The organism is Campylobacter sp. CFSAN093229, from assembly GCF_011068225.1.
Classification (GTDB): domain Bacteria; phylum Campylobacterota; class Campylobacteria; order Campylobacterales; family Campylobacteraceae; genus Campylobacter_D; species Campylobacter_D jejuni.
Map to the genome: position 1 here is coordinate 137,384 of NZ_JAAMXB010000005.1, position 15,054 is coordinate 152,437.

Here is a 15,054-nt window from a genome sequence, read left to right on the forward strand (position 1 = left end):
CGGTTAAAATGGAACTCTTAAGAGCGGAAAATTTAAGCCATAGTTTTGATTATCCGCTTTTTGAGGGTTTAAATCTTACTTTAAATACTAAAGATTGCATTGCTATTCAAGGGAGTAGCGGTTGTGGTAAATCTACTCTTTTACATATACTTTCTTCTTTATTAACTCCAAAAAAAGGTGAAGTTTTTTTTAAAGGTTCTAGTCTTTATCAGATAGATGAAAACGAAAGATTAAAAATTCGCCGTTATGATTTTGGTATTATTTTTCAGACACATTATCTTTTTAAAGGTTTTTCAGCTTTAGAAAATATCGAACTTGCTAGTGTTTTATCGGGTCAAGATTTAGATGAGAAAATTTTAAAAAGGTTAGGTATTGATACGCTTTTACATCAAAAAATAGGAAAGCTTAGCGGCGGACAACAACAGCGTGTGAGTATCGCGCGCGTACTTTGTAAAAAACCAAAGATTATTTTTGCTGATGAAGCAACTGGAAATTTGGATTTTGATAATGCTAAAAATGTTATCGAGCTTTTAATTTCCTATGTTAAAGAAAATGATGCAGCTTTATTTTTTGTAACTCACGATAGCAAGCTTGCAAGTTTTTGTGATAAAACTTATACTATAAACGCCAATGGAATTTGTTAATTATTTAGGAGATAAAAATGTTGTAACTTTTATGTTGCTTCTTGCTAGAATGAGTGGTCTTATAGTTTTTTTTCCTTTTTTTTCACATAATTCTATTCCTATGGTGATAAAAAGTACTATAGTTTTATTTTTGACTATGTATTTATATCCTTTGGCTAGATTAGAATCTTTGCATTTAGATAGTTTTTTTGTTTTACAGCTTATTAGTGAAGTGATTTTTGGAATGATAGCAGGATTAATGCTTCAAATTATTTTTGCTATTATTATGATGGCAGGTGAGCAGATTGCTTTTACTATGGGGTTTACTATGGCAAGTATATTAGATCCAAGTTCTGGAACGAGTATGCCTATTACGGCACAAATTTTAAATTTGCTTGCTTTGATGTTTTTTCTTGCTTTTGATGGCCATCATTTAATGCTTTTGTTTTTAAGTCATTCTTTAGGTTATATCAGTTTAGGTGGATTTTATCCACATGAGAATTTAATGCATTATTTAAATATAGGTATGTTTAATATTTTCATCATAGGTTTTACTATGAGTTTTCCCATACTTGGAATTTCGCTTTTAGCTGATGTTATTTTTGGACTTTTGATGAAAACAATGCCACAATTTAATCTTTTAGTTATTGGCTATCCTATAAAGATAGCTTTAGGTTTTGTAGTTTTAATTGCTATTTTACTAGTTATGATGCAATATTTTAAAAATTTAATTTTAGAACTTTTTACTCATATGCAAACTCTTTTTTTCTCCTAAGGAAAGGATAAATGAAATTATCGTAAAATAGTGATTATTTTTTAAGGATTAAAGTGATGAAAATTTTACTTTTAAATGAAAACCCTGTAGTTTCAAGACTTGTAAGCCTTAGCGCTAAAAAAATGTCTTATGATTTTGAAGAACTTAATGCTTATAGTGAAAATTTGGGTAATTATGATGTGATTATTGTAGATAGTGATACTCCAGCACCTTTAAAAATTCTTAAAGAAAAATGCGATAGATTGATTTTTTTAGCTCCGCGAAACCAAAATATAGATATAGATGCGCAAATTTTACAAAAACCTTTTTTACCTACAGATTTTTTAAATTTACTTAATAATAAAGATGTAAACAAACATACATCTATTGATTTGCCAATGTTAAGTAATGATGAAAATCCTTATGCTGATATAAGCTTGGATTTAGATAATTTAAATTTGGATGATTTGCCTGATGAAAATTCTTTAGATATAAATTCAGAGGGAATAAAAGATTTGAGTTTTGATGATGATGCTCAAAATGATAATGCAAACAAAACTTTAGAAACTCAAAATTTAGAAGATGAAAATTTAGAACAAGAAACAACTAAAGAACAGACTCAAGAAGATACTCAAACTGATTTAGATTTAACTTTAGAAGATGACGAAAGCCAAAAAGAAGACTTAAGCCAAGAACATACAGCTTTGGATACTGAGCCTAGTTTAGATGAGCTAGATGATAGAAATGATGAAGATTTAGAAATCAAAGAAGATGATAAAAATGAAGAATTAGAAAAGCAAGAATTATTAGACAATTCTAAAACAAATACATTAGAAATGCAAGAAGAGCTTAGCGAATCTCAAGATGATAATGCAAACAAAACTTTAGAAACTCAAAATTTAGAAGATGAAAATTTAGAACAAGAAACAACTAAAGAACAGACTCAAGAAGATACTCAAACTGATTTAGATTTAACTTTAGAAGATGACGAAAGCCAAAAAGAAGACTTAAGCCAAGAACATACAGTTTTGGATACTGAGTCTAGTTTAGATGAGCTAGATGATAAAAATGATGAAGATTTGGAAGATAACAAAGAATTACAAGCTAATATAAGCGACTTTGATGATCTTCCTGTGGTCGAAGAGCAAGAAAAAGAAATGGATTTTGATGATCTTCCTGAGGATGCTGAATTTTTAGGTCAAGCAAAAGATAATAAAGAATCAGAGGAAATTTTAGAGGAGTTTGCTCCTGTTGTGGAAGAAGATGTTCAAGATGAAATGGATGATTTTACTTCAAATTTGAGTACTCAAGATCAAATCAAAGAAGAACTAGCTCAACTTGATGAGCTTGATTATGGTATTGATAGTGACAATAGTAGCAAGGTTTTAGAAGATTTTAAAGATGAACCAATTTTAGACGATAAAGAATTAGGAACAAATGAAGAGGAAGTGGTTGTGCCAAATTTAAATATAAGTGATTTTGATGCATTGAAAGAAAGTGATATACAAGAAGCTCTTGGAGAGGAAATCTTAGAAAAAAATGAAGAGCCTATAGTAAGTGATGCAACTAAAGATGATAATAGCGAAGAGATAGTTAATGAGCTTAGCCAAAGCATAGCAGGAGCGATCACTTCAAGTATTAAAGATGATACCTTAAAAGCTGCTCTTAAGGGTATGAATATGAATATAAATATAAACATTAGTTTTAAAGAGGATTGAAATTGCAAGGTTTTGTTTTGTTGATTTCAGGTCCTAGTGGTGCTGGAAAATCAACTCTTTTAAAAAAACTTTTTGATGAATTTGAAGATGAGCTTTATTTTTCTATTTCTTCAACAACTCGCAAACCAAGAGAGGGTGAAAAAAATGGAGTGCATTATCATTTTATATCCCATGAAGAATTTCAAAAAGGTATAGATAGTGATCATTTTTTAGAATGGGCTAAGGTGCATGAAAATTTTTATGGTACTTCTTTAAAGCACACTCAAGATGCTTTAGATAATGGAAAAATAGTTGTTTTTGATATTGATGTGCAAGGATTTAAAATAGCCAGACAAAAAATGGCTGATAAGATTGTTTCTGTTTTTATTACTACAAAAAATAAAGATGAGCTAAAAAAAAGACTTATTAAGCGAAATACTGATACAATAATACAACTAGAAAAAAGATTACAAAACGCTAGTGATGAAATGAAAGAGCTTAGCGAGTATGATTATCTTATCATTAACGATGAGTTAAAGCAAAGTTATGAAGCATTGCGAGCGATTTTAATCGCCCATAAATTTAGAACCAAAGGGCAGAATCTAGGGCAAATTCAAAATATTTGGAATGAAGGAGAATAAAATGGGTGGTTGGTCAAGTCCAAGTCATTGGTTGATTATTTTATTGATTGTTGTATTGCTTTTTGGAGCAAAAAAAATTCCAGAACTTGCAAAGGGTTTAGGTAAAGGTATTAAAACTTTTAAAGATGAAATGAATAATGATGATGAAGTAGCAAAAAATACTCAAAAAATAGAAGAAAACAAAAACATAACTAATAATACAAATGCTGATACAAGTATAGACGAAACAAAAAAAGCTTAAGGTTTAGTCTTTTGAAAAGTATTATTTTTAATGAAATTAAAAAGATTTTAGAGTGTGATTTTGCACTTGAAAATCCAAAGGATAAAAATTTAGCGCATTTTGCTACCCCTTTGGCTTTTTCACTGGCTAAGGAATTAAAAAAATCTCCTATGTTGATCGCTAGTGACTTAGCGAGCAAATTTCAAAATCATGATTGTTTTGAATCAGTTGAAGCTGTAAATGGGTATTTAAATTTTAGAATTTCCAAAACTTTTTTAAATGAACTTGCAAATCAGGCTTTAACAAATCCAAATGATTTTACTAAAGGAGAAAAAAAACAAGAAAGTTTTTTGCTTGAATATGTGAGTGCAAATCCTACCGGGCCTTTACACATAGGACATGCAAGAGGCGCTGTTTTTGGAGACACCTTAACAAGACTTGCAAGACATTTGGGCTATAAATTCGATACAGAATACTATGTCAATGATGCGGGTAATCAAATTTATTTACTAGGGCTTTCTATTTTACTAAGTGTGAAAGAAAATACACTTCATGAAAATGTTGAATATCCAGAGCAATATTACAAAGGCGAATATATAGCGGATTTGGCAAAAGAAGCTTTTGAAAAATTTGGTAAAGAATTTTTTAGCGAAGAAAATATCCCTAGTTTGGCTGATTGGGCAAAAGATAAAATGCTTGTTTTGATTAAACAAAATTTAGAACAAGCAAAGATTAAAATTGACAACTATGTAAGTGAAAGATCGTATTATGATGCTTTAAATGCAACTTTAGAATCTTTAAAAGAGCATAAAGGAATTTATGAGCAAGAAGGTAAAATTTGGCTTGCTTCTTCGCAAAAAGGCGACGAAAAAGATCGTGTAATTATCCGTGAAGATGGACGCGGGACTTATTTGGCAGCAGATATTGTTTATCATAAAGATAAAATGAGTCGTGGTTATGGAAAGTGTATTAATATCTGGGGAGCAGATCATCATGGTTATATCCCTAGAATGAAAGCTGCGATGGAGTTTTTGGGATTTGACTCTAATAATCTTGAGATTATTTTAGCACAAATGGTTTCCTTGCTTAAAGATGGAGAGCCTTATAAAATGAGCAAAAGAGCAGGAAATTTTATCTTGATGAGCGATGTAGTTGATGAAATAGGAAGTGATGCTTTGCGTTATATCTTTTTGAGTAAAAAATGCGATACTCATTTGGAATTTGATATTAGTGATTTGCAAAAAGAAGATAGCTCTAATCCTGTGTATTATATCAACTACGCACACGCTAGAATTCATCAAGTATTTGCTAAAGCTGGTAAAAAAATCGATGATGTAATGAAAGCTGATTTGCAAAGTTTAAATCAAGATGGCGTAAATTTGCTTTTTGAAGCTTTGAATTTAAAGGCTATTTTAAACGATGCTTTTGAGGCTAGAGCTTTGCAAAAAATTCCTGATTATCTTAAAAATTTAGCTGCAAATTTTCATAAATTCTACAATGAAAATAAAGTTGTAGGCTCTGCAAATGAAAATGATTTACTTAAATTATTTTCTTTGGTTGCTCTTAGTATTAAAACCGCATTTTCTTTAATGGGTATTGAAGCGAAAAACAAAATGGAACATTAAAACAGCATTTTGCTGTTTTAATAATTTAGCAAAAATACTGCTATTATTACGATAATGATACCTAAAATTCCTATTTTGTTTAATTTTTCTTTATATAAAATCCATCCACCAAGGCAAGTTCCTATGATGCCTATAGCACCCCAAGTTGAGTAAGCTATGCTTAAAGGAACATATTTTAAAGAAAAAGAAAGTAGAAAAAAAGCAAGTATAGCATTGATAATAGCAGCCAAGCCCCAAATTTTATGCTTAAAACCATCTGATTTTTTTAGTAATAAATTTGCTACGATATCTAACAATGCCGATAGAATAATGATAAAAATATACATTATTCTTTAACCTCGCCTATGTTAATCATGATAATTCCAACGATAGAAAGAATAATGCCTAGAATTTGAGTTAAGGTTAAACTCTCTTTAAAAACTATAAAAGAAACTAAAAGTATAAGAATAATCCCTAAAAGTTCCCATACAGCATAGGCTATGCCTACTTGAATTTTTTTAATCGCCTTACCCATAAAAAAATAAGAAAAAGCTATAAATAAAGCCATAAATATATAGCCTAAAATTTGATTTTCCATTTTTAAAAAACTAGTGCCTAAAACTTCAAATACAATAGCAGCAATCAAGAAAAACCAAGCAACAAAAAGTTCTTTTTTTGCGATATTCAAAAAGCTTCTCCCCAAAAATAAATGGTAAAATCATACCATTTAAAGCTTTAATTAGCCTTTTTAGTTTATACTTTTAAGTTTAAAAATCTTTAAAGAAAGTGAGAATTTATGGGACGAGCGTTTGAATACCGAAGAGCTTCTAAAGAGGCTAGATGGGATAAAATGAGTAAGCTTTTTCCTAAGCTTGCTAAAGCCATACAAGTAGCCGCTAAAGAAGGTGGCACCGATCCTGATATGAATCCAAAATTAAGAAGTGCTATAGCTACAGCAAAAGCAAATAATATGCCAAAAGATAATATAGATGCAGCTATTAAGCGTGCAAGTGGAAAAGATAGCGTAGATATTAAAAACATTCATTATGAAGGAAAAGCTGCACATGGAGCTTTAGTTATAGTTGAATGTATGAGCGATAACCCTACACGCACCGTGGCTAATGTTAAAGCCATTTTTAGTAAAAATGGTGGAGAAGTTTTACAAAATGGATCTTTAGGCTTTATGTTTACTAGAAAAGCGGTTTTTCATCTTGAAAAATTTGCAGGAGATTTAGAAGAATTAGAACTTGATTTGATCGATGCAGGACTTGAAGAATTAGAACAAAATGAAGAAGAGTTGGTAATTAGCGGTAATTATACTGCCTTTGGTGAGCTAAGTTCTGCTATAGAAGCTAAGGGTTTAGTTCTTAAAAAAGCAGGACTTGAATACATACCAAACAATCCTGTAAGCTTTAGCGAAGAACAGCTTAGCGATATAGAAAAACTTTTAGATAAGTTAGATGATGATGATGATGTTCAAGCTGTTTATACAAATATAGATTAAGGAGAAATAATGATAAAAACAATTGACACAAGCAAAGTAAATGAATACAAATTTGCTCTCATAGAAACTGAAAAAGGCACAATGAAACTAAAACTTTTTGGCGATGAGGCTCCACAAACGGTTTGTAATTTTGCTACTTTGGCTAATGAAGGATTTTATAAAGATTTAAATTTTCATCGTGTGATCCCAAATTTTGTTATACAAGGAGGTTGTCCGCACGGCAATGGTATAGGTGGACCTGGATATGAAATCATTTGTGAATGTGATGATCAAGAACATAAACATGAGCGTGGAACTTTATCTATGGCACACGCAGGACGCGATACGGGTGGCTCTCAATTTTTTATTTGTCACAGCCCTCAAGCTCATTTAGATGGAGTTCATACTGTTTTTGGGCAAATTGATCCAAAAGATAAGGAAAGTTTAGAAGTTTTAGACTCTATACGCCAAGGAGATAAAATTCTAGATATAAAAATTTGCGATAAAATTTAAAATTTTAAAACTTTTTTGAAACTATAATTTACAAAGCTAGTCCATAAGTTTGACTAGCTAAAAATAATTAACACATAATTTTTTTTAAAGCTTTTTTTTCTATAATTATAATTTTATTTCAGTTAAATGCAACAAAATTACAAGGAGTTATGATTATGAAAACTAAGTTTTCACTTATTTTAAGTGCTTGTCTTCTTTCATCTTCACTTTTTGCTAAAAATACAGATGATGAAATAACCAAGCTTCAAAAACAGCTTGCACAAATTCAAGCTGAACTTGCACAAATCAGAAAAGAAAGAGAAGCTCAAGCTAAGCAAAATGAAGCTGTAAAAGCCGAACTTGCTGATCTTAATGATAGAGCTGATGAAACAGAATTTCAAGCTGCTTTAAGCAAGGTTAAATTTGGACTTGAGTTTTCAACAGCGGTTTCAAATACAAATTATAAAGTTGGCGGACAAGATTATAGTGCCAATAACAAGTGGATGAATGAGCTTCATTTAAATATGAATGCTGATATTAATGATAAAACAAAATTCTACGGTCGTTTATCTATGGCTAAAAATTGGTCTCAAATGGCTTGGAGTGGCACTCCTTATGACTTAGATGCAGGAAGAAATACAAGAACAAGTGGGCCTGTACTTTATGTAGATAGAGCTTATCTTGATTACTATATCACGCCTGAGTGGATTGCGACTGTAGGAAGACAGCCAGGAACTGATGGTCCAGGAAGTAATCTTAGAAACAATGCTTTAAGACAATCCACTTATCCAGCCTTAGCAATCAATGCTCTAGGTGATGCAGCGGTGATCACTTATAAACCTGAAAGTTTGCAAGATCATAAAGTGGCTATCCGTGCAGCTTATGGTAAAACTTATCAATGGGATGAAGAAGGCAAGGTAAGAGACTGGATGAGCGATCAAAAAGATGCTGATGCAAATCTTTACTATGCTGCAGTAGAAGGAGAGCTTCCTATAGAAGGCATGGGAGATAATTTAATATTATTTAATATTGCATATTTAAGCGATTTTGCTTTGCCGCTTAACAATGGTCCAATTGCTTTACCTGGTAGTGGTGGCGGTGCTACTACTATTCTTGATGATGATGGTGTGGTAAATTTAGGAGATTTAACTATAGCAAATCTTCATTTTGAAAATTACAAAGCTTTTGGAACGAATTTTAATTATTTTGTATCTTTGGGTTATTCTCACGGGAATAACAATCAATTAAGTTCGACATTAAGTGGAATTCTTAAAAGTCAAGGTTATGGCGATGGCAAGTTTAATGAAGAAGATGGCTATGCGGTACATGTAGGTGGACGCTATGATTTTACTAAGGCTTTAAAAGTAGGGTATGAGTTCTTCTGGGGAAGTAGATACTGGTATACTATGAGCCGTCCAAGTATTAATGATCCGCTTAATATAAGAATGACAAGAGGAACGGCTCACGATGTTTATGTGATTTATCAACTTGATAGATATCAATTCTTGCGCTTAAGCTATACCAATATCCAAAATAAATGGGGAAATCGTGGCTTACCATTTGGTGGAGCGAAAAAAGATAAAGCAAGAGCTGATAATATCATGTTAATGTATAATGTAAAATTCTAAGGAGCAAAAGATGAGAAAAATACTTTTTGCAAGTTTATTACCTATCATTGCTTTGGCTGATTGTGCAAGTTTGATGGCAAAATACGAAGCTCCAGAGCCAGAGTCAAAAACAATGAAACAAGTTGAACGTTGGATTAATAAAAAAGTTAGTGATCCAGCTGATGCTGCTGTTTTAAAAGAGTGCATGATCGCTCGTGCAGCAGACAATCCAAATCAAGTTTCAGTTGCAGGTAAATAAAAAAAGCGGTGTAAAACCGCTTTTTACTGTTTAATTTTTTAGCTACAATTTTTTAAAATTTTCTTCAAATAAGGCTAATATGCAAGAAATCATTTCTTTTATTGTTGAGACGGCTAGTGCTTGGGGGTATTTGGGTATTATTATCTTAATGACCTTAGAGAGTTGTTTTATACCTTTTCCAAGTGAAGTTGTTATGATACCTGCTGGATATTTAGCACATAAAGGTGAACTTGATATTACTCTTTGTATACTTAGTGGGACTTTAGGTTCTGTTTTAGGGGCTTTGATTAATTATTATATTTGCTTTTTTTGGGGTAAAAATTTTGTATTAAAATGGGGTAAGTATTTTGGTATAAATGAAGCCAAATTTGCTAAATTTGAAGAATTTTTTAACAAACATGGGGAATTTTCAACCTTTACTTGTCGTCTTTTACCAGGAATTCGTCAGTACATCTCTATGCCCGCAGGTTTGGTAAAAATGAAACTTGTAAATTTTATACTTTTTACTGCGCTTGGTAGTGCTATTTGGGTGGCTATACTTGTATTTTTGGGTTATTATATAGGACAAAATGAAGAGTTGATTAAAACTTATTTAACTCAAATTTTAATCATTATAATTATTTTTGTGATTTTCGCAAGCTTAATTTATATCAAAATCAAAAAGCCTTTTAGTAAATGATTTAAATTGTAAATATTTTTTTCTTTATTATTTTCAAATTTGCTATAATTATAATAAATTCAAATTAAAGATGATTAAAATATGGAAAAACCTGATATACAAAGATTAACTAATTTTTTAATCGTATATGCTAAAACTTTATTAAGCGCTGGAACTTATACAGCTAGGGTAGCAAAATGCGTAGGAAGAATAGCCGAGGTTTATGGCTATGAGATCAATATCAATTTCTTTTTTCATCATATTACTTTAAATATTGTAGATATAGATGATAACTCCATTCAAAGAACTTATGTTATACCTAATCATCATGCCCATGTTAATTTTAAGCTTATTTTTGATTTAAGCGCTTTAAGCTGGGCTATATATGATCACAAATACGATCTTGAAAAAGCAAAAGTCGTTTTTGAGCAAATTTCTCAACAAAAAAAGCATTCTTATTTGCTTAATCTTTTATTTGTTTCTATGGCAAATTCGGCTTTTTGTAGGCTTTTTGGCGGTGATTTTGGCGCTGGAAATTTAGTGTTTTTTGCAACTTTTGTGGGATTGTTGTTAAGATATATTTTAACTAAAGCGAAGATTGATTTAAGAATTCAATACATCCTTTGTTCTTTTGTCTCATCGTGGTTTGTATTTTTTGGACTGGATATGGGATATACCAATACCTCTGATGTGGCTTTGGGTTCTAGTATCTTGTATCTTATACCAGGGGTATTTTTTATAAATTCTGTGATTGATATATTAAAAGATCATATTTTAATGGGGTTTAGTCGTATTATCAGCGTGGCTATTTTGATTTGTTGTATAGCACTTGGAATTTACATGACGCTTAGTATTTCAGATTTTGGGATTTTAAGATGATTGAATTTATTTTAAGAGATATGTTTTTTGCTGCTGTGGCGGGATTTGGCTTTGCTTATGCTTGCAATCCACCTTTAAAAACCCTTATTTTATCTGCTCTTTTAGCGGCAATTGCACATGGGCTTCGTTTTACCTTGGTGGAATATTTTCATTTTCAAACTTTAGCAATTGCAACTTTTGTTGCCTCATTTTGCATAGGATGTTTAGGAATTGCTTTAGCAAAAATCATCAAAACCCCTGCTGAAATTATCGCTTTTCCTGCTCTTATTCCTATGATACCTGGAATTTATGCTTATAAAGCGATTTTGTATCTTATTTCTTTTATACGCAGTGATGATTTGAAGGCTAAGTCTGAATTTTTGGTTCAATTTTTTGATTATTTTTTTACAACCGTTTCTGTGACTTTGGCTTTAGCTATAGGAGTGAGCGTTACTTTGCTTATATTTTTTGAACAAAGTTTTATGATGACTAGACATGCAAAAAAACATTAAAACTTGTTGTAAATTTGTTTAATATTTCTTTTTATAATTTTAAATCAAAAATTTAAAAAAAGGTATTGTATGTTATGTCCAGTTTGTAATGTAGATTTGATTATGAGTGATAGAAGTGGAGTTGAGATTGATTATTGTCCAAAGTGTCGTGGCGTTTGGCTTGATCGTGGAGAACTTGACAAAATCATAGAACGCAGTGTCCCTAATACAGCAAATTTTAACCAAGCTCCAAGACAAGAGTCAAGATATAATGACTCAGCTTATCATCAGCACAATGATTACTATAAAAAGAAAAAGAAAGAAAGTTGGCTAGGTGAGCTTTTTGACTTTTAATTTTTATAAAAATAACAAATATTTATATCTTTTTTAGCTTAATATCTTAAAATGTCAAGCAAAAAGGATATAAGATGTATAAATTTTTATCACACGAGCCTTTAGCTAACAAATCTTGTCATCATAATCACGAAGAACATTCTCATGAACATCATCATTCCCATGCTGATGCAAGGAGTATGGATAAAAAGATTTTAAAAATTTCTCTTTTAATGACTTTTTCTATGATGCTTGTGCAATTTATTTATTCAATCCTTTCAAATTCTTTGGCACTTTTAAGCGATACTTTGCATATGTTTTCTGATGTTTTTGCCTTAGCTCTTAGTTTTTTAGCCATTATAGCTGTAGAAAAATGGCAAGATCATCAAAAGACCTTTGGGTATTTTCGTCTTGAAGTTTTAGTGGCTTTTATCAATGCTTTAACCATTATTTTATCGGCTTTATTTATCATTTATGAGGCTATAGAAAAATTTATTAATCCAAAAGAAATTGACGCTAAAACCATGATAATTGTAGCTATTTTAGGCTTTTTGGTAAACGGGGTTAATGCTTTGATGATGTTTAAGGGTGCAAATTTAGAAAATGTCAATATGAAATCCGCTTTTTTACATATGATGAGCGATTTATTGGGTTCTTTAGCGGTTATTATAGGTGGAATAGTGGTGTATTTTAGCGGTATTGTTTATATAGATACGATTTTAGCTATTGTATTATCAATCTTGCTTTTAAGATGGGCGATTATCTTGCTTAAACAAAGCGCTAATGTCTTGCTTGAAAGTTCTCCTGTGGATATAGAAAAAGTAAAACAAGTTTTGCTTTTAAATCCTAGTGTGGATGAGGTGGTGGATTTGCATATTACTCAAATTACCAATAAAATGCTAGTAGCTTCTATGCATTTAAAAGTGAAAGTTTGTGATCTAAAGGAATTTGAAAAACTATCTCAGGATTTATCCCATAAATTACTACATGAATTTGAAATCGGACACATTACTATACAACCTATAAGGAGTGAAAATGAAATTTAAAGTAAAAAATGTTAATTGCATGAATTGTGTAAATTTGATTAAAAATTCTCTTGAAGATGAATTTGGAAATATAGAAGTGGATTTGGAGCAAAAAATTTTAAGTTTAAATTTAGAAGAAAATCAAGTATCAAAATTTACAAAAGAATTTCAAGATTTAGGTTTTGAGATTGTGGAGCGTTTATAATGGAAGAATTGCGTATAAAAATAGGTAAAATGACTTGCGTTAATTGTTCTAATGCCATAGAAAGATCTTGTAAAAAAATTGATGGTGTTAAAGATGCTAGCGTTTCTTATGTGAATTCTAGCGGGGTTTTTTTACTTGAAAATCAAGAAAAACGCAAAGATATTATTGCAAAAATTAAAAATTTAGGCTTTGAAATTTTAGAAGATGAACAAAGCTTGAATGCATACAAGGCAAAAAAACACTTAGAATTAAGAAAAAATTTGCTCTTAAGTATAGTTTTGAGCGTGATTATTATGTATTTTGAAATGTTTGTTAAAAGTTCTTTTTCACAAAATATCCAAATGGCTTTGAGTTTTTTTGGGATATTTTATTGCGGGAGAGACTTTTTTTCTCATGCTTTTTTAGGCCTTAAAAGCAAAAATTTAGATATGAATACCCTTGTAGCTTTGGGGACTTTGAGTGCTTTTGTGTATTCTTTTTTAGTGTATTTGCAAATTTTTAAAGAAGAAGATTTGTATTTTAGTGGTGCAATGATGATTATTTCCTTTGTGCTTTTAGGAAAATATCTTGAAAGTAAGGCTAAATTTAAAGCACAAGATTATCAAAGGATTTTAGAAAATATAGACACAAAAAAGACAAAAATTTTGCTTGAAGATGAAAGTATTAAAGAAATTCCAAGTTCTTTTGTCAAAAGTGGCGATGTGCTTTTGGTAAAAGAAGGAGAAAGCATTGTTGCAGATGGAGTGGTGCTTTTAGGAAGCGCAGAGCTTGATATGAGTTTTTTAAATGGGGAGTTTTTGCCTGTTTTAAAAAAAGAAGGCGATGAAGTTCAAGCAGGAGCAGTAGTTTTAAATGGTGCTTTAAGGATCAAAGCAAATAAAAAGGCTATGGATAGTACTTTAGAACAAATCAAAAATCTGGTTTTTGAAGCAGGAAATATCAAAAGTCCTTTGGCAAATTTAGCAGATCAAATTTCTAAATACTTTGTAGGGGGTATAATATTTTTTGCTTTTTTAGTTTTTGTTTTTTGGGTGGTAAAAGCAGATTTAAATACAGCTTTTTTACACTCTTGTGCTGTGCTTTTGATCTCTTGTCCTTGTGCTTTAGGGCTTGCAACACCTATAGCTTTGGTTGTGGCAAGTGCAAATGCGGCAAAAAATTTCATTCTTATTAAAAATCCTGCCGCTTTAGAAAAATTAGCCTTAGTCAAGTATGCTTTTTTTGATAAAACGGGTACATTGACAAAGGAAAATTTGAGTATTTTTAAACACAATCTTTCTAAAGATGATTTTGATAAATTATGTCAAATTGAAAATTTAAGCTCTCATCCTATAGCTAAGGCTTTGCATAAAGATCAAATTTTTGATTTAAAGGGTGAAGGGAGAGTGATTGTGGGTTCTGGCATAAAATACAAAGAAGATAGTGATATTTATCTCGCAGGTAGTGCGAAGTTTTTGCACGAAAATGAAATTGACACAAAAGAAAGTGATATCTTTTTTGATACTTTTAAAGAATATGTTAGGGTGTATTTTGCTAAGAATAAAAAGTGTTTAGGTGGTGTTTTGTTAAGCAATGCTTTAAAAGATGGAGCCAAAGAGCTTGTGTTAAATTTAAAAAAGCAAAATCTTAAAACTTTTATTTTAAGTGGTGATCATGTAAAAAATGTAGAAAAAATAGCCAAAGAATTACAAATAGACGAATTTTATGCTCAACTTAAGAGTGAAGAAAAGCTACAAATCATTCAAAAATTTAAAAAAACTCTTTTTGTAGGAGATGGGATCAATGATGCGGCGGCTTTATCTGCTGCAAGTGTGAGTATGAGTTTTTCAAAGGCAAATGAACTTGCAAAAAAAACAGGGGATTTTATCTTGATAAAAGATGATTTATCGGCGATTTTTAAATGTTTTAAACTTGCTAAAAAAACACGCAGTATTATTAAGCTAAATCTTTTTTGGGCTTTTATTTATAATGTGCTTTGCATTCCTATTGCGGCAGGATTTGTACCTTTTATCACTTTAAGTCCTCATATAGCAGCACTTGCAATGTGTTTTAGTTCTGTTACTGTAGTGCTTAATTCTTTAAGACTTAAAAGAATTTAAAAATT

19 protein-coding genes are annotated in these 15,054 nt (G+C 30.9%); 17 read left to right on the forward strand and 2 right to left on the reverse strand.

Annotation, left to right across the window (positions count from 1 at the left end):
- Positions 1-8 precede the first annotated feature (8 nt).
- From FBE93_RS02720 to argS, 6 genes are read left to right on the forward strand one after another with little or no spacing between them, the layout of a single operon-like run.
- On the forward strand, positions 9-644 hold the full coding sequence (locus FBE93_RS02720; protein ID WP_002933871.1) for an ABC transporter ATP-binding protein: 636 nt from the start codon (positions 9-11) through the stop codon (positions 642-644).
- Positions 631-1,398, forward strand: a complete 768-nt coding sequence (fliR, locus tag FBE93_RS02725) for a flagellar biosynthetic protein FliR (protein WP_002933873.1) — start codon at positions 631-633, stop codon at positions 1,396-1,398. Before FBE93_RS02720 ends, fliR begins: the two co-directional genes overlap by 14 nt.
- 56 nt (positions 1,399-1,454) lie before the next feature.
- Positions 1,455-3,095 (forward strand): highly acidic protein, encoded by a 1,641-nt coding sequence (locus FBE93_RS02730; protein ID WP_165434157.1) that lies wholly within the window; start codon positions 1,455-1,457, stop codon positions 3,093-3,095.
- Positions 3,092-3,715: a guanylate kinase gene (gmk, locus tag FBE93_RS02735; protein WP_072225865.1), complete on the forward strand. Its 624-nt coding sequence runs from the start codon at positions 3,092-3,094 to the stop codon at positions 3,713-3,715. The genes FBE93_RS02730 and gmk overlap by 4 nt, the downstream gene beginning before the upstream one ends.
- Position 3,716: 1 nt before the next feature.
- The gene (locus FBE93_RS02740) at positions 3,717-3,956 is read left to right on the forward strand and encodes a twin-arginine translocase TatA/TatE family subunit (protein ID WP_165434158.1); all 240 of its coding nucleotides are present in this window, start codon (positions 3,717-3,719) and stop codon (positions 3,954-3,956) included.
- Positions 3,957-3,967: 11 nt separating this feature from the next.
- Complete coding sequence (gene argS / locus FBE93_RS02745; protein ID WP_144662241.1) at positions 3,968-5,560, forward strand: arginine--tRNA ligase; 1,593 nt, start codon at positions 3,968-3,970, stop codon at positions 5,558-5,560.
- Between the two features lie 17 nt (positions 5,561-5,577).
- Here argS and FBE93_RS02750 read toward each other — a convergent pair whose 3' ends face one another.
- The gene (locus tag FBE93_RS02750; protein ID WP_002933241.1) at positions 5,578-5,886 is read right to left on the reverse strand and encodes a multidrug efflux SMR transporter; all 309 of its coding nucleotides are present in this window, start codon (positions 5,884-5,886) and stop codon (positions 5,578-5,580) included.
- Positions 5,886-6,227 carry a multidrug efflux SMR transporter gene (locus FBE93_RS02755; RefSeq protein ID WP_002783013.1) on the reverse strand — a complete coding sequence of 114 codons (342 nt, stop codon included), beginning with the start codon at positions 6,225-6,227 and terminating at the stop codon, positions 5,886-5,888. The genes FBE93_RS02750 and FBE93_RS02755 overlap by 1 nt, the downstream gene beginning before the upstream one ends.
- A 108-nt stretch (positions 6,228-6,335) precedes the next feature.
- Here FBE93_RS02755 and FBE93_RS02760 point away from each other — a divergent pair, with 108 nt between their 5' ends.
- From FBE93_RS02760 to copA, 11 genes are all read left to right on the forward strand, one after another.
- Positions 6,336-7,043 carry a YebC/PmpR family DNA-binding transcriptional regulator gene (locus FBE93_RS02760; protein ID WP_002933240.1) on the forward strand — a complete coding sequence of 236 codons (708 nt, stop codon included), beginning with the start codon at positions 6,336-6,338 and terminating at the stop codon, positions 7,041-7,043.
- Positions 7,044-7,052: 9 nt separating this feature from the next.
- Positions 7,053-7,535 carry a peptidylprolyl isomerase gene (locus tag FBE93_RS02765; RefSeq protein ID WP_002933238.1) on the forward strand — a complete coding sequence of 161 codons (483 nt, stop codon included), beginning with the start codon at positions 7,053-7,055 and terminating at the stop codon, positions 7,533-7,535.
- A gap of 155 nt (positions 7,536-7,690) precedes the next feature.
- Positions 7,691-9,142 carry a DUF3373 family protein gene (locus tag FBE93_RS02770; RefSeq protein ID WP_165434159.1) on the forward strand — a complete coding sequence of 484 codons (1,452 nt, stop codon included), beginning with the start codon at positions 7,691-7,693 and terminating at the stop codon, positions 9,140-9,142.
- 10 nt (positions 9,143-9,152) lie between these two features.
- Positions 9,153-9,380 (forward strand): hypothetical protein, encoded by a 228-nt coding sequence (locus FBE93_RS02775; protein ID WP_002822505.1) that lies wholly within the window; start codon positions 9,153-9,155, stop codon positions 9,378-9,380.
- 79 nt (positions 9,381-9,459) lie between these two features.
- Positions 9,460-10,059, forward strand: a complete 600-nt coding sequence (locus FBE93_RS02780) for a DedA family protein (RefSeq protein WP_002933233.1) — start codon at positions 9,460-9,462, stop codon at positions 10,057-10,059.
- Between the two features lie 81 nt (positions 10,060-10,140).
- On the forward strand, positions 10,141-10,917 hold the full coding sequence (locus FBE93_RS02785; protein ID WP_002933231.1) for a threonine/serine exporter ThrE family protein: 777 nt from the start codon (positions 10,141-10,143) through the stop codon (positions 10,915-10,917).
- Complete coding sequence (locus tag FBE93_RS02790) at positions 10,914-11,408, forward strand: threonine/serine exporter family protein (RefSeq protein ID WP_002853757.1); 495 nt, start codon at positions 10,914-10,916, stop codon at positions 11,406-11,408. The genes FBE93_RS02785 and FBE93_RS02790 overlap by 4 nt, the downstream gene beginning before the upstream one ends.
- Positions 11,409-11,477: 69 nt before the next feature.
- Entirely contained in the window at positions 11,478-11,741 is a 264-nt protein-coding gene (locus FBE93_RS02795; protein ID WP_002933229.1) for a zf-TFIIB domain-containing protein, read from the forward strand.
- 74 nt (positions 11,742-11,815) lie between these two features.
- A complete protein-coding gene (czcD, locus tag FBE93_RS02800; protein WP_002933228.1) occupies positions 11,816-12,766 on the forward strand; it encodes a CDF family cation-efflux transporter CzcD in 951 nt (316 codons plus the stop codon).
- A complete protein-coding gene (locus FBE93_RS02805) occupies positions 12,756-12,950 on the forward strand; it encodes a cation transporter (RefSeq protein WP_002933227.1) in 195 nt (64 codons plus the stop codon). The genes czcD and FBE93_RS02805 overlap by 11 nt, the downstream gene beginning before the upstream one ends.
- Positions 12,950-15,049: a copper-translocating P-type ATPase CopA gene (gene copA / locus FBE93_RS02810; protein ID WP_165434160.1), complete on the forward strand. Its 2,100-nt coding sequence runs from the start codon at positions 12,950-12,952 to the stop codon at positions 15,047-15,049. Before FBE93_RS02805 ends, copA begins: the two co-directional genes overlap by 1 nt.
- Positions 15,050-15,054 lie beyond the last annotated feature (5 nt).